This is a genomic window from Micromonospora sp. NPDC000663, from assembly GCF_042898105.1.
Taxonomy (GTDB): domain Bacteria; phylum Actinomycetota; class Actinomycetes; order Mycobacteriales; family Micromonosporaceae; genus Micromonospora.
Map to the genome: position 1 here is coordinate 631652 of NZ_JBIAYR010000003.1, position 24947 is coordinate 656598.

Consider the following 24947-nt stretch of genomic DNA (forward strand, 5'->3'; position numbering starts at 1 on the left):
CACGGTCGGGTCTTCGGCCACCCGACGAAGCGGGGCCGGTGGCAACTCCACCGGCCCCGCTCCATCACATCGTCAGCCGATCGGTACGACCAGGTCCACGGACATGCTGCCGCTGGCCGGGACGGTGAACCGCTCCAGCTTGCGGGTGCCGTCCGGCTGGGTCACCAGGTAGCGACCGTCGACCTGCTGGGCCTCGCTCAGGTACGCGTTGTAGGTGAAGAACACCCGCTGCGGTCCCTTGAGCCGGATCTCGAACTGCCCGTCGTTGATCGAGCCGCTGCCCGCGATGTCGCCGGTGTCGACGCTGCGGGCGATCGCGTACCCGCCGACGTACGGGGTGCCGTCGGGGGTACGGAACGTGCCGGTCAGCGTGACACCCTGGTCGAGTTGGGCGTCCTGGGTGGCTGCCGCTCCGGCGGTGACGGTCACCGGGGTGGCGGTGAAGCGGCTCGTCGCGTCGCCGGACCATTCGCTGGCCCACGGCTGCCCGGTGAAGACCAGCGGCCAGGCGTACGGGCCGAGCCGGTCGATTGTGTAGACGCCGCGCTTGTCGGTGCTGGCGTCCTGCACACCGATGCCGGGGTGACCGGTCAGCACCGAGATGTCGATGCTGCTCAGCGGCTTGCCCGTCGAGTCGGTGACGGTGCCGGTGACCGTGCCGGCCGGGTCCAGCCGAACGGTCGGGCCGGCCGTCACCTGGCCCACGGTGGCGACCACGTCGACGGCCTGGCGCTCGTCGCCGGTGCCACCCTCGGCGCCCACCCACTGGCGGCCGTAGGCGCCCTCCTGGGGCAGCGCGAAGAGCTTGTAGGTGCCGCCGACCAGCGGGCCGACCTGGATCCGGCCGTTGCCGTCGCTGCACTCGCCGTAGCCGTCGCGCAGTGACGCCTGCTTGGGCAGGTACGCGTCGAGGCACACGTCCCGCACCGGCGCGCCGGTCTGCTTGTCGACGATGGTGGAGGTGATGACCGCCCCCGGCCGCATCTTCACGGTGAGGGAGGTGGTGCCGTTCGCCGTCACGCGTACCCCGGTCACGTCGCGGGGGAAGTGCAGCTTGTCCGGGGCGTACAGGAAGAGGTCGTGACGGCCCTGGGGCAGGCCGGTGACGGTGACCGTGCCGCCGCTGCTGCACGCCGAGTCGACGCAGAAGTTGGCGACGGGCGCGCCGGTGACCGAGTCCACGGCGGTGATGGCGACCGAGCCGGTGCCGAGCAGGCTGTCCGCGATCGTCGTCTGCCGTCCGCCACCGACCTGGACCACTGTGGCCTCTTCGGCGGTCAGCTTGCCGCGGTAGTACTGCTGCCGCTCACCGGAGATCACACCGACCTTGTACGAGCCCTGGAGCACCTGGACGTCGAACTCGCCGTTCGCGTCGGTCTCCGTCCACGTCCCGCCGTACATGTTGGCGGTGGTGATGTCGACCGAGGCGTTGGTCAGCGGCGCTCCGGTGGCGGTGGTGAACCGCCCGGAGAGGCCGCCCACCGGCAGTACCGTCTCGTTGACCTCGACCGCCGAGTCCGCCGCGACCTGGAAGATGGTGGCCCTCTCCTCATCGAGGCTGCCCGGCACGTACTGCGTCTGGTAGGAGCCCTCGATCGGGTTGAAGTTCACCCGGTAGCGGCCGGGCAGCGCGCTGATGGTGAACCGGCCGTCCTCGTCGGTGAGACCACCCGCCCAGTTGTACGTGTCGACCTCGTGGGCGTTGATGAGCAGGTCCCGCACCGGCTGCCCGGCGTTGTCGACGATCCGGCCGCTGAGGGTGCCGGTGCCGAAGAGTTGCTCGTCGACGGTGGTGGTGCCACCGGCGGCGACGGTCACCGGGTCGGCGTCCCACATCATCGCCTTGCGGTGGTGGTACTGCTCGGGCTGCGTCCAGGGGAAGTAGCCGACCGTGTACGAGCCGGCGGGCAGCCCGGAGACCGTGTAGTTGCCGTCGGCGTCGGTGTTGGTCTGACCGACGCTCTCGTACCCGTCGGCCGGGTAGACCTGTACGAGAACCTCGGCGGCGGCGGTGCCGGCGTTGGTGGTCAGTCGTCCGCTGACCGCGCCCGTGTCGGCGGCCTGGGCCGGGGTGGCGCCGGGCAGCACGAGTGCCGCCACGACGCCACCGGCCAGCAGGGCGCGGCGGGCTGGGGATAGCTGCATCGATGTCCCAATGTGAGGGTGGTGGGGCGGCCTGAGCAGGCTCCGCCCGCACCGACCCTGCGCCCCGTACGGGACCGGCACACGGAGGATAGGTCACCGGCGATGCGTGTGGAACCGGCCGACCATCCGCTGTGGACTGACGATCAGTCCAGGCCGACGCGTTCCGGCCGGGCCGACGCGGAGCCCAGCCAGGTGTGCGGGTTGCCGTACCAGCACCAGCCGAGCTTCGGTGCGCCCTGACTGATCCAGAGTGCCGGCACCCGCTTGTCGCCGCACCGGGAGCCGACCAGCGAGAAGCACCTGTTGCTGGCAAGCGCGGCCGGGTGCAGCGTGATGAAGGCGATCCCCTCGTCGATGGTGAGCGGCAGCCGGTCCTGCGCTGTCATGCCCTCCATGGCCGTGGCCGGCGGCAGGTTGCGGAACTCCTCGCCCCGGTCGACGTCGAACAGCAGGTACGCCGGCCCCGCAGGCACCTCCAGCTCCTTGATCGGGTCGAAGCGCGGCAGGTCGTCCGCCGGGTAGTTCCGGTCGAGGACGCCCGGCTTGCGCTTGCCGGCAAGCGTGGTCAGCCCCAGTCGTTCCTGCACCCCGACCAGGTCACGGGTGATCACCAGCAGGAACGGCACCCGCGCATCGGTGGGCGCGGGCAGGTCGGCGGCACCCTGGACCGCCCTGGCGCGCAGCGGCGCGACCAGGTTGCGGAAGGCGGTCTCGGTCAGCCCGGCGAGGGCCGGGTAGCCCAACCGCACCAGCTGATCGAGCTGGCGGTCGAACTCGGTCGCGGCGTCGAAGGGGATTTCGGACACGGTGGCCTCCCGGTTGTCGTACGGATTAGCGTACAACGTACGACAGTGGTCGTGTCATTCCCGGCTCAACGGGTCCAGTCCTGTTTCGCGGCCCTGACCAGCTTGTCCTTCAGCTCCCGGGTGTGCCGGCGACTCACCGGCAGCTCGGTCGAGTCGATCACCACCACGTATCCGGAGTTCACCAGCCGCAACTCCGCGATCAACTTCAACTGCACCAGGTACGACCTGTGCACCCGGACGAAACCGGCGTCGGCCCACCGCTCCGCGAGCGTCGCCAGGGACACCCGCACCAGGTGCGAGCCCTCGGCGGTGTGCAGGCGTGCGTAGTCGCCCTGCGCCTCCACCCAGCGCACCGCCGAACGGGGCAGCATCCGGGTGGTGCCGGCCAACTCGATGGGGATTGTCGGGTCCTCCTCGGCCCGGGCCAGCGCCGCCGGATGCGACGACACCACCCGGGAGCCGATCACCCGGCGCAGCGACTCGGCAAGTCGGTCCGCGCGGACCGGCTTGCGGACGTAGTCCGTGGCGCCCAGGTCGAAGGCGTCCACCGCGCCGTCGTCGTACGCGGTGACGAACACGATCGCCGGTGGTCGCGCGAAGCGGCGCAGCACCCGGGCCAGTTCCATGCCGTCCAGGCCGGGCATTCGGATGTCCAGGAAGACCACGTCCACGTCGCCGTCGCGCAACAGCCGCAGCGCCTCGGTGGCGTCCCCGGCCGTGTGCAGCCGGGCCACCCGAGGGTCGGCACGCAGGTGGTACGCCAACTCGTCGAGCGCGGGCGGCTCGTCGTCCACCGCCAGCACGCGGAGGAACCCCGTGGTCACGAGCCCGCCCGCACACCGGGGTGGAACTTCGGCACCCGCATGCTCACCCTCGTACCCGATCCCAGCCCCGTCTCGACGACCAGGCCGAACCGGTCACCGAAGACCGACCGCAGCCGCTCGTCGACGTTCGAGAGGCCGACGTGCTGGCCCGTGTCGTCGCCCGGGTCACCGGCGCCGCGCGCCAGCTCGGCGATGCCGGCGGTCAACGTGGTCGGGTCCATTCCCACTCCGTCGTCCTCCACGGTGATGTGGCATTCGGCGCCCGCGTCCCGGGCCTCGATGCTCACCATGCCCGTGCCCGGCTTGCGGGACAACCCGTGCCGGACGGCGTTCTCCACGAGCGGCTGGAGGCACAGGAACGGCAGCGTCACCGGCAGCACCTCCGGGGCGATCTGCAACCGCACCTGCAACCGGTCACCGAACCGCGCGCGCTCGATCGTCAGGTACCTGTCGATCGACCGCAGCTCCTCGGCGAGAGTGGTGAACTCCCCGTGCGCCCGGAACGAGTACCGCGTGAACTCCGCGAACTCCAGGATCAACTCCCGGGCCCGCTCCGGGTCGGTGCGGACGAACGAGCCGATCGCGGTAAGCGCGTTGTAGATGAAGTGCGGGCTGATCTGGGCCCGCAACGCCCGGATCTCCGCCCTGGCCAGCCGCTCCCGCGACGAGTCCAGCTCGGCGAGGGCGAGCTGGTTACCTGCCCAGTGCGCCGTCTCCAGGGTGGCCTGCACCAGCCCCGGCGCCGGAGCGCTGTCGGCGATCGCCACAAGCGCGCCGACCACCCGGCCGTCCGCACCCTGCAACGGCGCCACCACGGCCCCCCGGATCGGACAGTCGACCCGGTCGCAGCGCAACTCGTGCTCACCGAGCACCGTCGAACGCCCCGACGCCACCGTCCGCCCGGCCGCCGCGAGCAGTTGCTCCCCGTGGTGGGTGCCGCGCCCGTCGAGGGCGAGCAGCCGGTCGGCGTCGGTGAGCGCCAGCCCGACCGCGCCCACCAGGGCCCGCAGATGGCGTACGGCCTTCGCCGCGCCCGCCTCGCTCAACCCGGCGCGCAGCGGCTCGGCGGCCAGGCCCGCGGTGTGCAGCACCTCGTAGGTGGCCCGCTGGGTGGCGGTGGCGATGCCCCGACGGGCGCGCAACCGCAGCACCGCCCACAGGGCCGCGGCCAACGCGGTGACAAGTGAGACGACGCCTACCACTGCCGAAAGGTTGCCACCCACGCAGCGATCCTCGCCGGTGCGGGCCTTCGCGCCAACCCCTAGTACGCGCCCTTGCGGGCGAGCACCACACCGACGGTGCGCCACAGGATGCTCAGGTCGTACGCGAGCGACCAGTTGTCGACGTAGTAGAGGTCCAGTCGCACCGACTCGTCCCAGGACAGGTCGGAGCGGCCGGAGACCTGCCACAGGCCGGTCATGCCGGGGCGGACCAGCAGGCGGCGGCGTACGTCGCCGAGGAAGTCACCGTCGTCGGCAGGCAGCGGGCGCGGCCCGACCAGCGACATCTCGCCCCACAGCACGTTGATCAACTGGGGCAGCTCGTCCAGCGACGAGGCCCGCAGGAAGCGGCCGACCGGGAAGACCCGCGGGTCCTGCTTCATCTTGAACAGCATGCCGTCGGTCTCGTTCCGGTCGACCAGGCTGGCCAGCCGGTCCTCGGCGTCGACGTACATGGTCCGGAACTTCCACACCCGGAACGTGCGCCCCTCGTGCCCCACCCGGGGCTGCCGGAAGAAGACCGGCCCCGGGTCGGAGATCCGGATCGCCACGCCGATGGCCAGGAAGAGCGGAATCAGCAGCAGCAGGCCCAGACCCGCCGCGACCCGGTCCATCAGGTTCTTGGCCAGCAGCGCCGGCCCGGAGAGCGTCGGCTCCTCCACGTGCAGCAGCGGCAGACCCTCGATCGGCCGGATGTGCACCCGGGGACCGGCGATGTCGGTCAGCTGCGGTGCGACCACCAGGTCGACGCCGGAACCCTCCAACTGCCAGGCCAACCGGCGCAGCTCGCCCGGCTCCGCGCTCGCCGAGCCGCAGACCGCGATGGTGTCCCCGCCGACCTCACGGACCAGGGCCAGGACGTCACGGCCCGCGTACACAGGCACCGGCGTCGGCATGCCCCGCGCCGCCGCGTACCCGTCGGTGATGTGGATGGCGACAGGCACCAGCCCGGCGGCCGGGCTGCGGGTGACCGCCGCGTACACCTCCAGACACTCCGGCAGGGTGCCGACCAGCACCATCCGGTGCGCGGCCTGGCCGGCCCGGCGGCGGATGTAGTGCAGCGCCCAGCGGGCCACGAACCGGCCCCACAGGATCAGCACCGTGGCGCCGACCAGCGCCGTGCCGACCGTGTACCGGGAAAGCTGGGTCACGGTGGCGAACGCGAGGAAGGAGACGCTCGCCGCGACCGTCACCGACGCCCGGATCACCCGCTTGAACTCGTCCGGGCCGAGCCCCAGGTAGCGCCTGTCGTACGCCCGGTTGCTCCAGAGGATGACCACCCAGCCCAGCGGGAGCAGCAGGTAGGAGATGGTGTGGAACCACGTCGGATCCTGCTTGGTGCCGGAGAAGCCGGAGGCGGCCTGGTCGAAGAGCTGGATCGCGATCCAGCTGGCGAACGCCGCCGCGCCGAAGTCGAGCACGAGCAGGATGGCGATGTAGGGGCGGTGCCAGCGGGAGACACGGCGACGCGCCCTGGCCCACGCCGACCGGGGGACGCCGTTGTGCGTCGGCGGCGTCGGCGGCTGGATCTCGAAGCTGTCGACGTGCCGCACGAGTCTGCTCCGGCCTTCGTTGGATACCGGGCGCTGGAGGCTTGCCGTCACCTCACCCATGTCCTCCCGCATGACACGTGCCGCTCACTCGCAGTGAGGGCCCGGGTCGCCCACCGTCCCAGTCTCCCACGCGGGCTCCGACCGGTCGCCGCCCCGAAGGAGATTGGCGACTGATGGTGCCGGCGGGATCTGGCCGGCTCCGCACCATTTCAGAAGCCGGGGACCGGGCCACTATACCGATGGATACGCCTGTGGCGAGAACGGTGGACCGGAGCTTCGGCTCAGTCGGGTCGATTCCGCTCTGTAGTCGGCACGTGTTGTCACTCACCGTACGAGTCGGGACAACCGTCGGTCAGCGAGCGGCTTGCCGCCGGTCTGACACGTCGGGCAGTACTGGAGGCTGGAGTCGGCGAACGACACCTCCCGCACCGTGTCCCCGCACACCGGGCAGGGCAGCCCGGTCCGGGCGTGCACCTTCAGCCCCGAGCGCTTCTCACCCTTCAGCTCCGCCGCCCGCTGACCGACGGACCGCTCCACGGCGTCGCCGAGGATCTGCCGGGTCGCCGCGTGCAGGGCCGCGAGCTGCCCGTCGGTGAGCCGGTCGGTGATCGCGAACGGCGACAGCTTCGCGGCGTGCAGGATCTCGTCCGAGTACGCGTTGCCCACCCCGGACAGCACCGACTGGTCGGTCAACACCCCCTTGACCTGCCCCCGCCGGCTGCGCAGCCGCTCCGCGAACGTCGGCAGGTCCGCGGCGAACGCGTCAGGCCCCAGCTTGGCTACCCCGGGCACCGCCGCCACGTCGCTGACCAGGTACGCGGCCAGCTTCTTCTGCGTACCGGCCTCGGTCAGGTCGAAGCCGGACCCGTCGTCGAGTCGTACGCGCAGCGCGATCGGCCCCTTACCGGGACGAAGTGGGGTGCCGGACGGGAAGGCCTCCCGGTAGTGCAGCCAGCCGGCACGAGCCAGGTGGACCACCAGGTGCAGGTCCCCCTCGAACACCACGTCCAGGAACTTGCCGTGCCGGCGGGCGTCGACCACCGCCCGACCCGCGACCTCGGTCGGTGCCGGGTCGTACGTCTTCAGGGCGCTGATCGCGGCGACCTCCAACCGGTCGACACGCCGGCCCACCGCGCGCTGGCGCAGGTAACCCGCGAGCGCCTCAACCTCCGGTAGTTCGGGCACGACACAACGGTAGCCTTCTTTGCCGTGAGCGTGAGGAATGAGCTTGCGAGTCCTGCAATCGCGAACGAGAGGCAAGCTGCGTGAGAATCGTGGTGGCGCACAACCGGTACCGGGAAGCCCAGCCCTCCGGCGAGAACACGATCGTCGACTCGGAGATCGCTCAGCTCACCGCCGCCGGCGTCGAGGTGCTGCCGTTCATCCGCAGCTCGGACGAGATCCCGTCGATGTCGAAGGCGGCCAAGGCGCTGCTGCCGATCTCCCCGATCTGGGCACCCCGCGCCCAGCACGACCTGAGCCGGCTCCTCACCGAGCACCGACCGGACGCCCTGCACCTGCACAACCCGTACCCCCTGCTGTCGCCCTGGGTGGTGCGGACCGCACACCGGCACGGCGTGCCGGTGGTGCAGACGGTGCACAACTACCGGCAGGTCTGCTCCTCCGGGATCTACTTCCGCGACGGCGTGATCTGCCAGGACTGCAAGGGCCGGGCGCTGGGCGTGCCGGCGATCAAGCACCGCTGCTACCGCGACTCGGCCGCGCAGAGCGCGCTGATGGCCACCACCCTGGCCGTACACCGGGGAACCTGGCGGTCGGTGGACCGGTACGTCGCGCTCACCACCGCGATCGCCGACCACCTCCGCGAGTACGGCATTCCGGACGACCGGATCGTCGTGAAGCCGAACGCCGTACCCGACCCCGGCCGGCCCGCGCCGCTCGGTGACGGTTTCCTCTACATGGCCCGGCTCTCCCCCGAGAAGGGCGCCGACCTGCTGCTGGACGCCTGGCGCCGGCACCCGGTGGGCACACTGGGCACCCTGCGGATCGCCGGCGACGGGGAGCTGCGCCCGCTGGTGGAGGCCGCGGCAGCCGAGCGGCCCGACGTGGTCTACCTCGGCCAGCTCGACCGGGCCGGAGTACGCGCCGCCGTGGAGGCGAGCGCCGTCGTGATCGCCGCCTCCATGTGGCACGACGTACTGCCAACCGTGATCATCGAGGCGCTGGCCAGCGGCCGGCCGGTCCTCGGCACCGCCCTGGGCGGCATCCCGTACCTCGTCGGAGCGGATGCCCCACACGAACCCGCCGGCACCGGCCCCGCCGAGACCGCCTCGGCCGTCGCCGGGCGTGACGGGCCGGCCATGCCCGCCGGCATCGGCTCCGGTGAAGCCGGTTGGGTGGTCGCCCCCGAACCCGCCGCGCTGGCCGCCGCCCTGCCGGTGGCCCGGGCCGGCGCGTCCGGGCTGAGCCTGGCCGCCCGCGCCCGCTACGAGCGGACCTTCCACCCCGACGTGGTCACCAAGCAGCTCATCGACATCTACGCCGGCATGGCCCGCACACCCAACCCCGCCTGACCTGCCGCCGTTCCTCTGGGCGTGGCCGTGCCGCCCTGGGGGTCGCGTCCCGAAGATCGCGCGGCGTCCCCTGCCGCCCGCCGGAGCGGCCAGCCCGGGCGTCGGTCGACAAGATCCGCACAACATCAGGGATGTTGTCGCCTCCGGCACCTCGGAGGCAGCAACTTCGGAGAAGTTGTGCGGATCTTGCGCGCGGTGGGGCGGCGCGCGGTGGGGCGGCGCGCGGTGGGGCGGCGCGCGGTGGGGGAGGTCAGCGCAGGGAGGCGCGGGCGGAGAAGGCGATGCTCGCGAGCAGGAAGCCGCCGTTGACGATCGTGAACGCGACAAGCACCCAGAGGACCAGCGCGGGGGCCACCGCGAGCACCACCGCGGCAACGAAGATCACGGCGCCGTAGTCGCGGACCAGCTTCACGAGGCGTACCGGCAGCGACGTCGAGGTGACCATGCTGGCGGCGTTGGGGCCGGACTGCATCACGGAGGTGACCAGGTTGACCATCCAGGTGCCGGCGAAGGTCGCCACCAGCCAGGTCGGGGTGGACGGCTCCTGCGCCACGGCGGTGGCGGCCAGCGCCGCCACCAGGGCGATCTGCGCGGCCACGTCGCAGAGGATGTCGATCCGCGCGCCCGCCGGGCTGCCCTGGCCGGTCACCCGGGCGAGCTGCCCGTCGGCGCAGTCCAGGGAGTACGCCACCTGCCAGCCGAGCAGGGCGAGCAGACCGACCACCCAGGCCGGTACGTCGCCGGCGGCGACGGGCCCGGCGAGCGCCACGACGCTGACCGAGGTGGCCAGGCCGAGCACCAGGTTGGTGAGGGTCAGCGCGGTCGGGCGCAGCCCGAGGCGTTGCGCGACCAGCGCGAAGACCGCGCCGAGCCACTGGCTGATGGACTCGCTGAACAGGCCTCCGCCCCGGTTCACCCGGTGGAAGTCGGCGACGGTGGGACGGGGGTCAGCCAAGCTGGTCGCGGATTGCACCGGCGTAGTCTGCCAGCCGCCCCCGCGTCTCGGTAGGCGACAGGTCGAGGTGTTCGAGGATGGTGTACCGGTCCGGTCGGGTACGCGGCGCGAACTGCACAGCCTCCACGAACTGGTCGTCGGTGAGCCCCACCTCGGCGGGGAGCCGGGGCAGTCCGTGTCGGGCGAGGCAGGCCGACATCTCCCCGAAGCGGCGCGGGTCTCCGCGCAGCCAGGTGCAGAACAGCGCGCCCAGTCCGGCCAACTCGCCGTGTGAGGCGGTGCCGGGGAAGAGCGAGTCGACGGCGTGCATGATCTCGTGGCAGCCGCCGCTGGACGGTCGGCTGGTGCCGCAGACCGCCATGGCCAGGCCGCTGGAGATCAGCGCCTCGGCGAGCACCGTGACGAACGCGTCGTCCGTCATGTCGCCGGGGTGGTTGAGCACCGCTTCGGCGCCGGCCCGGGCCAGCGACGCGGCCAGCCCGTCGATCGGCTCGCCGCGTACCTGCCGGGACAGTTCCCAGTCGGCGAGCGCGCTGATGTTGCTGATCACGTCGCCGATGCCGGCCCGGTTGTGCCGGTCCGGGCCGCTCTCCACGAAGTCCAGGTCGACGATCACCGCGATGGGGATGTGCACCCCGTAGGAGCCCTTGATCCCGTCGGTGATGAGGCTGGCCACCGGTGAGCCGATCCCGTCGTTGGCGAGGCTGGTGGCCACCGACACCATGGGGAGCCCTCGGCGGGTCGCCGCGTACTTGGCCACGTCGATGGTCTTGCCGCCGCCGATTCCGACCACCGCGTCGTACGAGCGGGCGCGGAGTTTGCCGCCCAGGTCGTCGGCGGCGTCCAGGGTCGCCCCGGCGACTGTGAAGACGTCGGCCGAGCGCAGGGACGGTCGGATCAGCTCGGCGATCTGGGCGCCCTGACCGGGGCCGACAACCACCGCGACGTCACCGCCGGCGGAGATCCGCCCGTCGGCCAGGATCGCGGCCAGGTCGGCGACCGCCCCCCGCCGTACGTCGATGTGCAGCGGGGTGAGGATGCTCCGCGCTAGTAGCGGCACGCGATCTCCCGGGCGCGGGCCAGGTCGGCGTGGTTGTCGACCTCCACCCAGGGGACGTCGCCGATCGGAGCTGCCCGCACCTCGCCACCCCGGTCGGCGAACTCCTGGTAGCCGTCCTCGTAGTAGAGGTTGGGGTCCCGCCGCCAGGTCGCCTCCAGGGCGTCGGCGAGCGCGTCGGCGACCTGCGGCTCGATCAGCGTGGCGCCGATGTACTCCCCGTACGCCTCGCCCGGATCCATGATCTTGGTGATGCGGGTGAGCTGGCCGGCGGCGTCGAAGGTGGTCTTCATCTCCTCCTCGGCGAGCGGCTTGAGGGTGTCCACCGCGAGCAGGATGCCCGGGCCGCGTTCGGCGAGCAGGGTCTTCTCGACACTCACCGGGTGCACGGTGTCCCCGTTGACCAGGAGCACCCCGCGGGCGAAGTACTCGCGGGCCAGCCAGAGGGAGTAGGCGTTGTTCCACTCCTCGGCCTTGTCGTTGTGCACCAGGGTGAGCGTGACCCCGTACTTCTTCTCCAGGTCGGCCTGCCGCTCGCGGACGGCGTCCGCCGCGTAGCCGACGACGATCACGATGTCGGTGAGCCCGACCTCGGCGAGGTTGCCAAGCGCGATGTCCAGGATCGTGGTGTCCCCGTCGACAGGCACCAGCGCCTTGGGCAGGGTGTCGGTGTACGGGCGCAGCCGGCGCCCCGCCCCGGCCGCAAGGACCATTCCGATCATCGCGACATCCTCCTTGATCCGACTCCCCGTCACCGCTGGAGGATAGCCCCGGGTGCCCGGGCGGCTCTGGCCAACCGGTCAGCCGGGCAGCGCGGCCAGGTCGGCGAGCATCGTCAGCCGCTCGTCGGCGCTGAGCACGGTGTACGGCCCGGCGGCCCGGCGGTCGGTCTCGAGCTCGATGGCGAGCCGTTCGGGGCCGACCGGCAGCGCGGCGACGGTCGACGCGGTGTGCCCGGCGGCGGTCCAGGCGGCGGCGTGCGCGTCGGCCCGGTAGTGGCGCAGCGCGCCCAGGCGGTTGAGCAGCAGCACGCCCGGCCCGGTGCCGTCCGGCTCGTACGGGGGTGCCAGCGCGGTGAAGGCCGAGCCGTCCGGGGTGCCCGACTCGTCGGCAAGCACCAGGGCGTACGCCAGCACCCGGCCGAGTGACGCCACCAACCGCGCCACCCGCTCGTCGTGGCCCGCCCACAGTTCCTCGGTGACCTCGGCGTGCACCTGGTACAGCTCGGCGAGGAAGGCGGCACCCCGTTCGGTGGCGGAGAGCGCGCCGTCCGGCCGGCGGTGGATCATGCCGTGCGCCACATGTTTGTCCATCGCGCGTCGGGCGCCGACCGGGTCGCCGTACCTGGTGATCGCCGCGAAACCCGGCCCGTCGACCGTGCCGCCGGATGCGGCGAGCCGGGTGCGCAGGTCCACCAGGAAGCCGGTCGCGGTGGGCCCGCCGTACCGCTGGCTCAGTTCGGCGCCGCCGCCGTCGCGGCCGGCAAGCATGCCGGCGCGGAACGTCCGGTCCACGGCCGGCGTGAGCAGGCCGGCGAACCGGTGCGGCGTCAGCTCGACGGTGTTCACAGACCGATCGACCGCAGGACGGCGAAGCCCTCCTCCGCGATCCGCCGGATCAGGCCGTCGTTCACGTCGCGGTTCTCGTCGAGCATTGTCACCTCGTGCTCGGCGAGCCAGCGGTACTCGGTGTGCTTGCCCGCCTCCAGCCTCGGGAGGCCGAGGTCGCCGTCGACGCGTACGAGGAAGTCGTGTTCGGTCCGGGCCAGCCCGTCGTCGCCGACGTAGTGGTACTCGCCCACCTGCCCGAGGACGTGGGAGAGGACCCAGCCGGTCTCCTCGGTGATCTCCCGGGCCAGCGCGTCGTCGATCTCCTCGCCCGGCTCCAGGTGCCCGCCGACGATGTCCCAGCAGTTGGGAAAGAGGCGCCGGTGTGGTGAGCGGCGCTGGAAGAAGATGCGGCCGTCGTGGTCGACGATCAGCGCGCCGGCACAGCGCAGGGGCTCGGTGGACACCGTTTGACAGTAGCGAGCGGTACGGCGTCGCGACGATGCCCGGTCTTGTCCCGGAAACATCCACAGACCACGATGTCGGTACCGAATGCCCACCGTCCCAAAGGGGTGATGTGTGATGCAGGTACGGGAAGCCATGTCCAGCCAGGTCCTCGTCGTCGGTCCGGAGCACACGCTCCGCCAGGCGGCCCGGATGATGTCGGCCCGCGGTGTCGGGTCGGCGGTCGTGATCGACCCGGATTCCGAGGGAGTCGGGATCATGACCGAACGCGACGTGTTGAAGGCCATCGGCGCCGGCCTGGACTGCGACGTGGAACGCACAGGCGCCCACCTGACCTGGGATGTGGTCTACGCCGGGCCGGACTGGACGGTGGCCGAGGCGGCCGCCGCGATGGCCCGGGGCGGCTTCCGGCACCTGGTGGTCCTGGACGGCCGTGAGGTCGCCGGGGTGATCTCGGTGCGGGACATCATGCGGGTGTGGGCGGAGGACCAGGCGGTCGCCACCGGCTGACCGGGTGGTGTGCCGGGGCGGATCGACGGGTAGGTATCCCTCACGGGCATGGAGATGCCGTGGCCCGTGGGGGAGGGTCCGATGCGTGACGCGGAGCGCCTGGTCGAACAGCAGTACGCCATGCTCCTGCACCGGGACGTGGCCCGACTGCCGGATCTCTACGCCCCGGAGGCGTTCTACTCGATGCCGGGCGTGACGGTGCGGCCGATCGAGCTGCCCGCGCTCCTGCGTACCTGGACCGGCGCCTTCGCGGACCTGCGGGTCGATCCGCTGGGTGCGGTGCGTACGGGTGGCGGCGCGGCTGTGGAGGTGCGGTGGAGCGGCACCCACACCGGCACGCTGCACTCGCCGTTCGGCACCGTCGCGCCCACCGGCCTTCAGGTGAGCTGGGAGGTGGCCGAGGTGGTGCGGGCCCGCCGGGGGCGGATCGTCTCCTGGCGGTCCTACTTCGACTGGAGCCAGCTCCTGGACGCGCTCGGCGTGCGGTTGGACGGGCTTTCCCGGGCTTCGCAGCACGACTCGCTCGCCCTTCCGGTCTGATCTGTCGCCGTCCGGCCAAGGCGGGTCACCCGACCCGGTGGCTCAGGATGCGGACATCGCCGTGCCGTCCGCGCGCCCCCCGCCGCCGCCCGTACGCTCAACATCCATGACCGCCGAGCAGCTGATCTCCTTCGCCCGTGGGGCTCCCTCGCTGGACATCGTCGATGTCGAGGGGCTCAAGGCCGCCGCCGTCCGCGCCTTCGACGCCGACCCCGCCGGCGTCACGGCGTACGGCACCTCCGTCGGCTACGTTCCGCTGCGCAGGTGGATCGCCGAGAAGCACGGCGTCGACGTCGACCAGGTGCTGGTGACAAACGGGTCACTCCAGGCCGACGCGTTCCTCTTCGACCACCTGGTCCGGCCGGGTGACGCGGTGGTGGTGGAACGCCCGACGTACGACCGGACGCTGCTCAACCTCCAGCGGATGGGCAGCGAGCTGCACGGCATCTCGGTCCAGCCCGACGGTCTGGACACGGCCGAGCTGCGCAAGTTGCTGGAGTCCGGGGTCCGTCCCCGGCTCGCGCACGTCATCCCGAACTACCAGAACCCGGCCGGCATGACGCTGTCGTTGGAGAAGCGGCGGGAGCTGCTCGACCTGGCCGCCGAGTACGAGTTCACGATCTTCGAGGACGACCCGTACGCGGACATCCGTTTCCGTGGCGAGGCGCTGCCGTCGATGCTCTCGCTGGACACCCGCAACGTGGTGGTGCACGCGTCGAGCTTCACCAAGACGGTCTGCCCGGGTGTGCGGGTCGGTTACCTGGTCGGCCCGGCCGATCTGATCGCCGACATCGCGAAGAACGCCACGAGCCTCTACATCTCGCCGGGCATGGTGTCCCAGGCGATCGTGCACCAGTTCTGTGTCTCGGGCGACATCGACAGGTCGATCGAGACCGTCCGGGCGGCGCTGGGCGAGCGTGCCCGGGTGCTCGCCGAGTCGCTGCGCCGGCACCTGCCGCAGGCCCGGTTCGTGGAGCCCGACGGTGGCTACTTCCTCTGGGTGGAGTTCCCGGAGGACGTCCTGGTCGACCGGCTCGCCCCGGCGGCGGCGGAGCGTGGCGTCGCGGTGGTGAAGGGCAGCGACTTCGTCCTGGACGGTGGGCGGCACGCGCTGCGGCTGGCGTTCTCGGCGGTGACCGCCGACCGGATCGACGAGGGTGTCCGTCGCCTCGCGGAAGCCGTCGAGGCGGTCCGTAGCTGAACTTCTGTCGGGTTCCCGACAGAACGACGATGCCGGCCGTCCCGGGACTCCCGCCCGGGCGGCCGGCGGCTCACAATGCTGCGAGCGTCACCGTCCGGCGCAGCGGAGGTCCGTCCGACCATTCCGCGCCAGGGTGACGCGTGCAGCACAACCCCCGCCCCCACGGGCGCCGGGTGGGCCGTGTCGTCCCCGCACCCCCCGATGCGGCCCGGCCCGCCCGGCGCCGCCCCGAGCGACGCCCGTCACACGGGCCTTCGGCCGCGAGCGGCGTAGCCTGCAAGCCGCAGTCGAGCGCGGGGAGGTGACACGATGACAGATCGGACCGGGCAGGGCCGGACCACACCGTCGCACACCGGTCGGGTCCTCCGACCCAGGGCGTGGCCGTCGCCGGTACGCGCGATGACCCGCATCCTCAACGCCGACGGTTCGCCACCCGTGCCCACCCCCGCCGGCAGCGGGCGCAGTGGCGTGGTCGACTGCGCGCTCTACATCGACGGCAAGCGGCAGCCCGGCGACTGGGGGTACGCGGACGCGCTGGAGGCGGCCCGCCGGGAGGAGCACGGCTTCGTCTGGATCGGCCTGCACCAGCCGGAGCTGGCCGAGATGACAGCCATCGCGGAGACGTACGGCCTGCACGAGCTGGCCGTCGAGGACGCGGTGAAGGCCGAGCAGCGGCCCAAGCTGGAGCGCTTCGGCGAGGTGAGCTTCCTGGTGCTGCGTACCGCCCGGTACTGCGAGCACACGGAGCTGACCGAGACCTCCGAGGTCGTGGAGACCGGCCAGGTGATGCTCTTCATCGGCCCGAACTTCCTGATCAGCGTCCGGCACGGGGACGCCTGCCGGCTCTCGCCCGTGCGCGCCGACCTGGAGACCAAGCAGGAGTTGCTGCTCCAGGGCCCGTGGGCGGTGGCGTACGGGGTGACCGACCGGGTGGTCGACCTCTACCTCGAGGTGGCCGAGCAGCTTGAGGACGACCTGGACCAGCTGGAGGCCGAGGTCTTCGACCGCAACAGCCACGGGCGCATCCAGCGGATCTACCAGATGAAGCGGGAGCTTGTGGAGTTCAAGCGGGCGGTGGTCCCGTTGCAGCGGCCGTTGATGAACGTGACCTCGCAGGTCAACCGGGACGTGCCGAAGGAGATCCGCAAGTACTTCCGGGACGTGCAGGACCACCTGAGCCGCACGGTCGAGCAGGTCAACTCGTACGACGATCTGCTGAACTCGATCCTCCAGGCGCGGCTGGCCCAGGTCACCGTCGACCAGAACAACGACATGCGCAAGATCGCCGCGTGGGCGGCCATCGCCGCGTTCTGGACGGGTGTCGCCGGCATCTACGGCATGAACTTCGAGAACATGCCCGAGCTGAAGATGACGTACGGCTATCCGGTGGTGCTGGCCCTGATGCTCGGCGTCTCGCTGGCGTTGTACCGCTGGTTCCGGCGCAACGGCTGGCTCTGACACGCGAAGGCGCCGGCGAGGCGGGAATCCCGCGTCGCCGGCGCTCGATGCGCTGCCGCTGAGGTCAGCCGCGACCGTTGGTGCGGGCCGTGTCCTTGCCCAGCGCCTTGGTGAGGTCGTCGGCCGGACGGCCGGAGACGTCCGTGGCGCCCTCGGCGACGGCCGGGACCTTGTCGGTGGGACGGACACCCGTCGGCTTGGCCGTGCCGGTGGTGCTGGCGCTGTCGCCGCCGGCGACCGCCGAGCTGCCGGCACCGGTCATCCCGGAGATGGCGGAACCGTCGCTGCCCTTGGCGGTGGACGGGGTGCGGACCTCGATGGAGTCCACCTCGTCGCGCATCGGCTCCAGGGTGCGGGTCGGGTCGTACTCGGCCCACTCCTGCTGCTCCCGGCGGCGACGCAGGGCGACCGCTCCGGCCAGGCCGGCGATGGCACCGGCGGCCAGCAGGCCCGTCATCATCGAGCCGCGACGGCGCGGCTGCTTCTTCTTACCAGTGATGCGCATGGTCTTCGACTTGGCCTTCCTGGTCAGCGGCCCTGCCTGCGCGGCGCCGTCACGGGCCGCCGCGGCCAGCGGTGCCAACGTGGTGAGTGTCGTCCCCCAGCCGGTCGACGCGCGGTCACGCACCTTCATCGCGGCCGGTCCGACGTAGCCCCGGGCCACCTGGACCCGCGGGCTGACGGTCGCGCCGGCGCCCTTCGCGGCGTGGTTGGCTGCCTGCATCAGGTGGCTGATGCTCTGGTTCAGCTCGGCCTTGGCCAGCTGCCCCTGGGACTTACGCCGCCCGAATCCAAACACGGTCCTACCTCCTGGGAGTTGTTCCTTCGTCATCCTCCACCTTCGGATGCCTCCGCGATGCCAGATCGGGCACATGGGAGGATCCGCATGGAACTGACCAACGAGTGAGGAGTACCCGTGGCCGAGGCTGTCTACGCCACCCTGCACACCAACGCTGGCCCGATCCGGCTGGAGCTCTTCCCGAACCACGCTCCGAAGACGGTCCGCAACTTCATCGACCTGGCCGAGGGCAACCGGGAGTACACCGACCCGCGCACCGGTCAGCCGGGCAGTGGGCCGTACTACGACGGCACCATCTCGCACCGCGTGATCAGCGGCTTCATGATTCAGATGGGCGACCCGACCGGCACCGGCCGGGGCGGGCCGGGCTACAAGTTCGCCGACGAGTTCCACCCGGAGCTGCGCTTCGACCGGCCGTACCTGCTGGCCATGGCGAACGCCGGACCGGGCACCAACGGTTCGCAGTTCTTCATCACCGTGTCGCCGACGCCACACCTGAACAACAGGCACACGATCTTCGGGCAGGTCGCCGACGAGCAGTCGGTGAAGGTCGTCGACTCGATCGCGAGCACCCCGACCGGCCCGAGCGACCGTCCGTTGCAGGACGTCGTCATCGAGCGGGTCGAGATCGAGCGATCTGCCTCCTGACCGACAGGCGAGGTACCTTTGCTCGCATGATTGAGCGCTCCGGAGCACGGCCGGTGCCGGTGGACCGCGCGGTGGCGGGCGGAGGGTCGGCCCGGTGAGTGAGTCCCCGCCGACCACCCCGGTCTGCTACCGGCACCCCGGTCGGGAGACCTACGTCAGGTGCACCCGCTGTGACCGGCCGATCTGTCCGGACTGCATGCGGGACGCGTCCGTCGGGCACCAGTGCCCGGAGTGCGTCAACGAGGGACGTCGCAGTGTGCGGCCGGCGCGTACCGCCTTCGGTGGCGGTACCGCCGGCCGGCACGGCTACGTCACCAAGACGCTCATCGCTCTGAACGTGTTGTTCTTCCTGATCTCCATCGCCTCCGCCAGAAGCGGGAGCGCGGTGGTGGGCGGGTCCGGCTTCGGCGGGCTGGCCGGCGACGAGACGCCGCTGACCCGTTGGGGTGGCGTGCTCGGCTACGCCTCGTACGTTGCCTTCGGTCCGGTGCACGGTGTCGCGGCCGGCGAGTGGTACCGCCTGGTCACTGCCATGTTCCTGCACTACGGCGTGATCCACCTACTGCTGAACATGTGGGCGCTGTGGGTGCTCGGCCGGGAGTTGGAGGGCGCACTCGGGCGGGTGCGGTTCCTCGCCCTCTACCTGATCGCGGGGATCGGGGGCAATGTCGCCGTCTTCCTGGTCAGTGCTCCCTACCAATCTCCGACTGTCGGCGCGTCGACGGCCACCTTCGGGCTCTTCGCCGCGATCTTCGTGATCATGCGCCGTCTTGGCCAGAACACCTCGGCGATCGTGCCGATTCTCGTCATCAACCTCGTCTTCACCTTCGCGGTGCCGGGCATCTCGATCCCCGGGCACCTCGGTGGCCTGGCGGTCGGCGGGGCGATGGCGGCGGTGCTCGCGTACGCGCCACGGGAGCGGCGCACGCTGGTGCAGGTCGTCGGCGGCGCGATCATCCTGCTGATCCTGCTCGCCCTGGTGATCTTCCGAACCGTGCAACTGCTCAACTGACCGGGCGGGCGGCGCGCAGCTCGGCGGCGACCTCTTCCGGGTTGGCACCCAGGTCGTACCTGCCGAACAGGTGCAGCGAGTCGCCGGCGTCGATCTCCAGGGTCTCGCTGGTGAGGCCGAACCGGGGTCGGCGGTCCACGGTGATCGCCTCGACCGCCGACCAGGGCAGCAGCCGCCGGCCGGCGAAGCCCCGGACGACCGTGAGGCCGTCGGGGCCCACGGCCAACCGGACCGGCGCGACCAGGTCGCGTACCGCCCAGCCGGCCACCGCGGCGGCGGCCAGGGCGGCCACCGCCACCCGCACCGGGTCGCCGTCGGCGAAGAGCAGACCGAGCGCGACGAGCAGGACCGCGCCGGCCAGCTTCGCCGCCGGCAGGCCTGCCGGCACCCGCCACTGACGGACCGTGGACATCTCCTCCATGCGCCAAGCATGCCCGGGTGCGGACGACCGGTCCACCGACGACGTAGGATCGGGGCACCCAAGTTACCGAGGGGTAAACATGAGTGACGCGGTAATCGTCGGCGCGGTACGCACCCCGATTGGGCGGCGCAAGGGCAGTCTCGCAGGCGTCCACCCGGTCGACCTCTCGGCGCACGTGCTGCGCGCCCTCGCCGAACGCACCGGGCTCGACCCGGCGCAGGTCGACGACGTCTTCTGGGGCTGTGTGTCCCAGGTGGGCGAGCAGTCCTGGAACATCGCCCGCAACGCGGTGCTCGCGGCCGGCTGGCCGGAGACCGTGCCCGGCACCACCCTGGACCGGCAGTGCGGCTCCAGCCAGCAGGCGCTGCACTTCGCCGCCGCCACAGTCCTCTCCGGCCAGGCCGACCTCGTGGTCGCCGGCGGCGTGGAGTCGATGACCCGGGTGCCGATGGGTTCCAGCGTGGCCGGCGGGATGCCGTTCAGCGACCAGATCCGCGACCGCTACCGGGGTGTGGAGGGCTTCGCCGACGACGCGCCGCTGCCGTTCAACCAGGGTGTCGGCGCCGAGCTGATCGCCCGCCGTTGGCGCTTCTCGCGTACCCAGCTGGACGAGTACGCGCTTGCCAGCCACGAGAAGGCCGCCGCCGCGCAGGACGCCGGCGCGTTCGACCCGGAGCTGGCACCGGTACCGCTCGGCGACGGCGGCAAGTTCGCCGCCGACGAGGGCATCCGTCGCGACACCTCGCTGGAGAAGCTCGGCGGGCTGGCCACCCCGTTCCGCGCCGACGGCGTGGTGACGGCCGGTTCGGCGTCCCAGATCTCCGACGGCGCCGCCGCCCTCGCGGTGACCACCTCCGAGTGGGCCAGCCGCCACGGCCTGCGCCCGCTGGCCCGCATCCACACCGCCGTGGTCGCCGCCGACGACCCGGTCACCATGCTCACCGCGCCCATCCCGGCCACCGCGAAGGCGCTGCGCCGCGCGGGGCTGGGCATCGAGGAGATCGGGGTGTACGAGGTGAACGAGGCGTTCGCCCCGGTGCCGCTGGCCTGGTTGGCGGAGACCGAGGCGGACCCGGAGCGGCTGAACCCGCGCGGCGGCGCCATCGCCCTCGGGCACCCGCTCGGCGGCTCCGGCGCCCGGATCATGACGACGATGCTCCAGCACATGCGCGACAACGAGATCCGCTACGGGCTCCAGACCATGTGCGAGGGCGGCGGCATGGCCAACGCCACGATCGTCGAGCTGGTCTGAGGAAAACGTCTCGCCGGACCCGGCCGGGCCGCCTAGGGTCCCCTGCGTGACGACGATCGATCGCGCCCCCGAGAGTTCCTGCGAGGAGTGGCGGACGCGGGCCCGGCTCTGGGTCGACGAGCAGCTGACCCGGGTCGGCCGGCGGGTGACCGGGCCTGTCGAACCCCGGGTACGCCCCTGGTCGCTGGTGTGGCGGGTGCCCACCGACGACGGCCCGGTCTGGTTCAAGGCGAACAATCCGGGGACGGTGCACGAGGCGTTCCTGATCTCGGCGCTCGCCGAGCTGACGCCCGACCGGGTGCTGACCCCGATCGCGGTGGACCCGGAGCAGGGCTGGTCACTGCTGCCCCACGGCGGGGAGTCGTTGCGTGACGTGCTGGCGCGCGACCCCGACCCGGCGCACTGGGAGCGGGTGCTGCCCGGGTACGCGGCACTGCAACTGGCCAGCGCGTCGCGCGCCGACGGACTGGTCGCCGGCGGCGTGCCGGACCACCGACCCGAGGTGTTGGCCGGGCTGTTCGCCGAACTGCTCGACGACCACGGGTCGCTGCTGATCGGAGCCGAGGGCGGGCTCACCCCCGACCAGCACGAGCGGCTGCGCGCGGAGGTGCCGTCGTACGCCGAGCGGTGCCGGCGGCTCGCCGACATCGGCATTCCGGCGACCGTGCAGCACGACGACCTGCACGACGGGAACGTCTTCGCCGGCGACGCCGGCTACCGCTTCTTCGACTGGGGTGACGCCTCGGTGGCGCACCCGTTCGGCACGCTGCTGGTGACCCTGCGTTCCATCCGGTACGCCAGCAGCCTGTCGGCCGACGGCGCCCAGTTGACGCGGCTGCGCGACGCGTACCTGGAGGCGTGGACCGACAGGTACGACCGCCGTACCCTGGTCGAGGCCGCAGACCTCGCGATCGGCCTGGCCCCGGTCAGCCGGTCGCTCTCCTGGCGGCGGGCATTGGCCACCGTGGACGAGTCCCGCACCGACTACGCCGACGCCGTGCCGGGATGGCTCGAGGAGTTGTTCGCGGACGATCCGCTCCGGTCCGACGCCTGACCATGATCTGTCCCGGTCGGAAGTCGGACAGCCAGTGCGACAGGCCGCGTGGAACTTCCAAAAAGTAGGCGTGACCCACGTCACCCCGCCGGGGGCGTCGTTGGGCAGGTCATGGACGTCTTCTCCCGAACGTTCCTCCCGGCCGCCGCCGAGGCCGGCCTGGCAGTGCAGACCCTCAGCCGGCACATGCCTGTCTTCCGCCGCTGCGTCGGCTCCGGTGACGCCACCATCCTGGTCACCAGGTGCAGCCGCCCCGACCGCCCGGTCACCGGCGACTATCTTCTGCTGCTCACCCACCGTCGGCTGGTGGTGACCCAGCAGACCCGCCTGCTGCACCGGCTGCGCCTGCACCTCAACACCGAGCTGCGCGAGCTGAGCAACGTCACCTGGAGCCCCGACCCGCGGCTGCACTCGGTCGAGCTGGCCGCCACCGCGATCGACGGGATCCGGGAACGGTTCCTGATCCGTACGGCCCACCCGAAGCGGGTGTGGCAGCTCGACGCGCTGCTGAACCACGCGTTCCGGACCCGCCTGCGGACACCCCGCGAGCGGGTCGTCGCGACGATCGGCGACACACCGGCGACCGCCCGAGCGGGCGTGTTCCGTCCCGCCGTGGCGCGCTGACGCCACACCGCGCGGGCCTTTACCAAACTCGAACACGTACCGATCGCGTCGACGCGACGGGTCGGCAATCATGGGCCGGTGACAGTCGACCCGCCGCACCGCGGGCTCGTCCTCGTGGTCGAGGACGAGCCGGCCATCGCCGACCTGGTCCGGCTGTACCTCACCAGGGACGGGTTCGGCGTACACCTGGAGCGTGACGGCGCTGCCGGCCTGTCCGCCGCCCGCCGGCTGCGCCCGGTGGCCTGCGTCCTGGACATCGCCCTGCCCGGCCTGCCCGGCACGGAGATCTGCCGGCGGCTGCGGGAGGCCGGCGACTGGACGCCTGTCATCTTCCTCACCGCCCGCGACGACGAGGTCGACCGGATCGTCGGCCTGGAGTTGGGCGCCGACGACTACGTGACCAAGCCGTTCAGCCCCCGTGAGCTGGTCGCCCGGGTGCGTGCGGTGCTGCGCCGCTCGGCCGGCGGCCCGGAGGGCGCGGACCGGCAGCGCGTCGTCGGCCCGGTGACCCTCGACCCGGCCCGCCGGACGGTCACCGCCGACGGCGCGCCGGTGCAGCTCACCTCCACCGAGTTCGACCTGCTGGCGCATCTGATGGCCCGGCCCGGGCGGGTCTTCACCCGTGAGGAACTGCTGGCCGGGGTGTGGGGTTACGCGGCGCACGCCGGCACCCGCACCGTCGACGTGCACGTCGCCCAGGTACGCGCGAAGCTCGGCCCGGCGAGTGTCATCCGGACCCATCGCGGCGTGGGGTACGCCGTCGATGCCTAACCACCAGGTACGCGTCGCCTCGCCGGCCCCTCTGCGCCGATCTTGCGCTTTCTGTCGCCCTCTCGCGAGGTTCATCCCTTTTGCACGGGCAGGAAGTGCAAGATCGGCGAGGTCTGCCGGGGCCGTGCCGCTCGGTGGGCCGGCCCCGGCTGGCCGCCGTTGCCGGTTTGGCCGGACACTTACCGCTCGCGCTGTACTTGTCACATGCGCTGTGGCGCTGGTGTCGGTGCTGGTCACCGCGACCGTGGCGGTGCCATTGGCGATCCGTGGCGCCGAGCGCCGCGACCAGGAGGCGCTCGCCGCGCAGGCCCGGCTCGCCGCCGAGGTGCTGCGGACCCGGCTCGACCGTGGTCGTACGGTCGACGAGGAGCGGCTCATCCAGCAACTCCGCAACCAGGGCATCGACGCGTACCTGATCCGGCGTGGGGCGGTCGACCGGCCGGGTCTGCCGCCCCGGCTGGTGCAGCGGATCGAGCAGGGACGCAACGTGTCGGCCCGCCGCGCGGTCAACGGCCGGCGTGCCCTGGTCGAGGGTCGGGCGCTGCCGGGCGGCAACGGAGTGGTGCTCTCCCGCTCGTCGGCGAACGGGCTGTGGGCACAGGTGCTGCGCAGCCTCTGGCTGCCGCTGCTGGCGGGACTGGCCGCCGGTGTGGTGGCCGGTCTGCTGCTGGCCCGCCGCCTGGCCCGGCCGATCCGCGTCGCGGCGACCGCCGCCGCCCGGCTGCGCGCCGGTGACCGCGCGGTGCGAGTGCCTGTCGAGCCGCCGGACGAGGTCGCCGACCTGGCCGAGGCGTTGAACGGCCTGGCCGCAGCCCTGGCCACCAGCGAGGGCCGGCAGCGGGAGTTCCTGCTCTCCGTCTCGCACGAGCTGCGGACCCCGCTGACCGCGATCCGGGGGTACGCGGAGGCGCTCTCCGACGGGGTGCTCGGCGCGGACGACACGGTCGACACCGGCCGGACGATGCTTGCCGAGGCGCAACACCTGGACCGGCTGATCGGTGACCTGCTGGCGCTGGCCCGGCTGGAGGCCGCCGACTTCCCCCTCGAACCGGTGTCGGTGGACCTGACCCGGCTGGCCGTGGACGCCGAGCCGACCTGGGCCGGTCGGTGCGCGGCGGTGGGCGTGGCGTTCCGGGTGGAGACGCCGGGTCAGCCGGTGCCCGCGTACACCGATCCGGGTCGGATCCGGCAGGTGGTGGACGGGCTGCTGGAGAACGCGCTGCGGGTCGTACCCCCTGGTGCGCCTGTGGTGCTCGCGGTCCGGCCGGCCGGTGCGGGCCCGGCCGCCGGCGGTGTGGTGGAGGTCCGCGACGGCGGACCCGGCTTCACCGACGACGACCTGGCGGTGGCGTTCGAGCGGGGCGCGCTGCACGAGCGGTACCGGGGGGTGCGCAAGGTGGGCAGCGGGCTCGGGTTGGCGCTGGCCGCCGGGTTGGTGCGTCGACTCGGCGGGGAGATCGTCGCCGGCCACGCCCCGGAGGGCGGCGCGGCCTTCACGGTCCGGCTGCCCGGTGGTCCTTACCTGGCCCGAACATCGGCCTGACGCTCCGC

Annotated in this window: 25 protein-coding genes; 12 read left to right on the top strand and 13 right to left on the bottom strand. The window is 72.0% G+C overall.

Annotation, left to right across the window (positions count from 1 at the left end):
* Window positions 1-72: 72 nt before the first annotated feature.
* The 6 genes from ACFY1S_RS15230 to ACFY1S_RS15255 all read right to left on the bottom strand — a co-directional run bounded on the left by ACFY1S_RS15230 (window position 73) and on the right by ACFY1S_RS15255 (window position 7733).
* Window positions 73-2145: a carboxypeptidase regulatory-like domain-containing protein gene (locus ACFY1S_RS15230; RefSeq protein WP_387117467.1), complete on the bottom strand. Its 2073-nt coding sequence runs from the start codon at window positions 2143-2145 to the stop codon at window positions 73-75.
* A 143-nt stretch (window positions 2146-2288) separates the two neighbouring features.
* Window positions 2289-2951, bottom strand: a complete 663-nt coding sequence (locus tag ACFY1S_RS15235) for a DUF5701 family protein (RefSeq protein WP_387117470.1) — start codon at window positions 2949-2951, stop codon at window positions 2289-2291.
* A gap of 65 nt (window positions 2952-3016) precedes the next feature.
* Window positions 3017-3775, bottom strand: a complete 759-nt coding sequence (locus ACFY1S_RS15240) for a LytR/AlgR family response regulator transcription factor (protein ID WP_387117473.1) — start codon at window positions 3773-3775, stop codon at window positions 3017-3019.
* A complete protein-coding gene (locus tag ACFY1S_RS15245) occupies window positions 3772-4998 on the bottom strand; it encodes a histidine kinase (RefSeq protein WP_364370427.1) in 1227 nt (408 codons plus the stop codon). Before ACFY1S_RS15245 ends, ACFY1S_RS15240 begins: the two co-directional genes overlap by 4 nt.
* 38 nt (window positions 4999-5036) lie before the next feature.
* Complete coding sequence (locus tag ACFY1S_RS15250; protein WP_387117708.1) at window positions 5037-6608, bottom strand: sugar transferase; 1572 nt, start codon at window positions 6606-6608, stop codon at window positions 5037-5039.
* A 264-nt stretch (window positions 6609-6872) separates the two neighbouring features.
* Window positions 6873-7733, bottom strand: coding sequence for an Fpg/Nei family DNA glycosylase (locus tag ACFY1S_RS15255; RefSeq protein ID WP_387117477.1), 861 nt, complete (start codon window positions 7731-7733; stop codon window positions 6873-6875).
* An 80-nt stretch (window positions 7734-7813) separates the two neighbouring features.
* Here ACFY1S_RS15255 and ACFY1S_RS15260 point away from each other — a divergent pair, with 80 nt between their 5' ends.
* On the top strand, window positions 7814-9082 hold the full coding sequence (locus ACFY1S_RS15260) for a glycosyltransferase (protein WP_364370433.1): 1269 nt from the start codon (window positions 7814-7816) through the stop codon (window positions 9080-9082).
* Window positions 9083-9332: 250 nt separating this feature from the next.
* Here ACFY1S_RS15260 and ACFY1S_RS15265 read toward each other — a convergent pair whose 3' ends face one another.
* The 5 genes from ACFY1S_RS15265 to ACFY1S_RS15285 form a co-directional block, all read right to left on the bottom strand.
* Window positions 9333-10055, bottom strand: a complete 723-nt coding sequence (locus tag ACFY1S_RS15265; RefSeq protein ID WP_387117480.1) for a CDP-alcohol phosphatidyltransferase family protein — start codon at window positions 10053-10055, stop codon at window positions 9333-9335.
* On the bottom strand, window positions 10030-11097 hold the full coding sequence (locus ACFY1S_RS15270; protein ID WP_387117483.1) for an iron-containing alcohol dehydrogenase family protein: 1068 nt from the start codon (window positions 11095-11097) through the stop codon (window positions 10030-10032). The genes ACFY1S_RS15265 and ACFY1S_RS15270 overlap by 26 nt, the downstream gene beginning before the upstream one ends.
* Window positions 11085-11816, bottom strand: coding sequence for a sugar phosphate nucleotidyltransferase (locus ACFY1S_RS15275; RefSeq protein WP_387117711.1), 732 nt, complete (start codon window positions 11814-11816; stop codon window positions 11085-11087). The genes ACFY1S_RS15270 and ACFY1S_RS15275 overlap by 13 nt, the downstream gene beginning before the upstream one ends.
* Before the next feature lie 78 nt (window positions 11817-11894).
* Window positions 11895-12662, bottom strand: a complete 768-nt coding sequence (locus tag ACFY1S_RS15280) for a hypothetical protein (protein ID WP_387117486.1) — start codon at window positions 12660-12662, stop codon at window positions 11895-11897.
* Entirely contained in the window at window positions 12659-13108 is a 450-nt protein-coding gene (locus tag ACFY1S_RS15285) for an NUDIX domain-containing protein (RefSeq protein WP_387117488.1), read from the bottom strand. Before ACFY1S_RS15285 ends, ACFY1S_RS15280 begins: the two co-directional genes overlap by 4 nt.
* A gap of 115 nt (window positions 13109-13223) precedes the next feature.
* On the opposite strand from ACFY1S_RS15285, the gene ACFY1S_RS15290 reads away from it, so the two are divergent.
* The 4 genes from ACFY1S_RS15290 to corA all read left to right on the top strand — a co-directional run bounded on the left by ACFY1S_RS15290 (window position 13224) and on the right by corA (window position 16815).
* Entirely contained in the window at window positions 13224-13616 is a 393-nt protein-coding gene (locus tag ACFY1S_RS15290; RefSeq protein WP_364370448.1) for a CBS domain-containing protein, read from the top strand.
* A gap of 81 nt (window positions 13617-13697) precedes the next feature.
* Entirely contained in the window at window positions 13698-14156 is a 459-nt protein-coding gene (locus ACFY1S_RS15295) for an ester cyclase (RefSeq protein WP_387117491.1), read from the top strand.
* A gap of 106 nt (window positions 14157-14262) precedes the next feature.
* Window positions 14263-15357 carry a PLP-dependent aminotransferase family protein gene (locus tag ACFY1S_RS15300; RefSeq protein ID WP_387117494.1) on the top strand — a complete coding sequence of 365 codons (1095 nt, stop codon included), beginning with the start codon at window positions 14263-14265 and terminating at the stop codon, window positions 15355-15357.
* Between the two features lie 309 nt (window positions 15358-15666).
* A complete protein-coding gene (gene corA, locus ACFY1S_RS15305) occupies window positions 15667-16815 on the top strand; it encodes a magnesium/cobalt transporter CorA (RefSeq protein WP_364370458.1) in 1149 nt (382 codons plus the stop codon).
* Window positions 16816-16879: 64 nt separating this feature from the next.
* On the opposite strand, the gene ACFY1S_RS15310 is transcribed toward corA, so the two are convergent.
* A complete protein-coding gene (locus ACFY1S_RS15310; protein ID WP_387117498.1) occupies window positions 16880-17647 on the bottom strand; it encodes a hypothetical protein in 768 nt (255 codons plus the stop codon).
* An 84-nt stretch (window positions 17648-17731) separates the two neighbouring features.
* On the opposite strand from ACFY1S_RS15310, the gene ACFY1S_RS15315 reads away from it, so the two are divergent.
* The gene (locus ACFY1S_RS15315) at window positions 17732-18262 is read left to right on the top strand and encodes a peptidylprolyl isomerase (protein WP_364370464.1); all 531 of its coding nucleotides are present in this window, start codon (window positions 17732-17734) and stop codon (window positions 18260-18262) included.
* Window positions 18263-18356: 94 nt separating this feature from the next.
* Complete coding sequence (locus ACFY1S_RS15320; protein ID WP_387117501.1) at window positions 18357-19274, top strand: rhomboid family intramembrane serine protease; 918 nt, start codon at window positions 18357-18359, stop codon at window positions 19272-19274.
* On the opposite strand, the gene ACFY1S_RS15325 is transcribed toward ACFY1S_RS15320, so the two are convergent.
* Window positions 19267-19695 (bottom strand): PH domain-containing protein, encoded by a 429-nt coding sequence (locus tag ACFY1S_RS15325; protein ID WP_387117504.1) that lies wholly within the window; start codon window positions 19693-19695, stop codon window positions 19267-19269. The two genes, ACFY1S_RS15320 and ACFY1S_RS15325, sit on opposite strands and share 8 nt — an antisense overlap.
* Before the next feature lie 79 nt (window positions 19696-19774).
* On the opposite strand from ACFY1S_RS15325, the gene ACFY1S_RS15330 reads away from it, so the two are divergent.
* The 5 genes from ACFY1S_RS15330 (at window position 19775) to ACFY1S_RS15350 (ending at window position 24939) form a co-directional block, all read left to right on the top strand.
* Window positions 19775-20947 (top strand): thiolase family protein, encoded by a 1173-nt coding sequence (locus ACFY1S_RS15330; protein WP_387117507.1) that lies wholly within the window; start codon window positions 19775-19777, stop codon window positions 20945-20947.
* Window positions 20948-20993: 46 nt separating this feature from the next.
* Window positions 20994-22001: a phosphotransferase gene (locus ACFY1S_RS15335; RefSeq protein ID WP_387117510.1), complete on the top strand. Its 1008-nt coding sequence runs from the start codon at window positions 20994-20996 to the stop codon at window positions 21999-22001.
* A gap of 111 nt (window positions 22002-22112) precedes the next feature.
* Window positions 22113-22625, top strand: coding sequence for a hypothetical protein (locus ACFY1S_RS15340; RefSeq protein ID WP_387117513.1), 513 nt, complete (start codon window positions 22113-22115; stop codon window positions 22623-22625).
* A 78-nt stretch (window positions 22626-22703) separates the two neighbouring features.
* The gene (locus tag ACFY1S_RS15345) at window positions 22704-23396 is read left to right on the top strand and encodes a response regulator transcription factor (RefSeq protein ID WP_364370479.1); all 693 of its coding nucleotides are present in this window, start codon (window positions 22704-22706) and stop codon (window positions 23394-23396) included.
* Window positions 23397-23520: 124 nt separating this feature from the next.
* Window positions 23521-24939, top strand: a complete 1419-nt coding sequence (locus ACFY1S_RS15350; RefSeq protein ID WP_387117516.1) for a sensor histidine kinase — start codon at window positions 23521-23523, stop codon at window positions 24937-24939.
* Window positions 24940-24947: the final 8 nt, after the last annotated feature.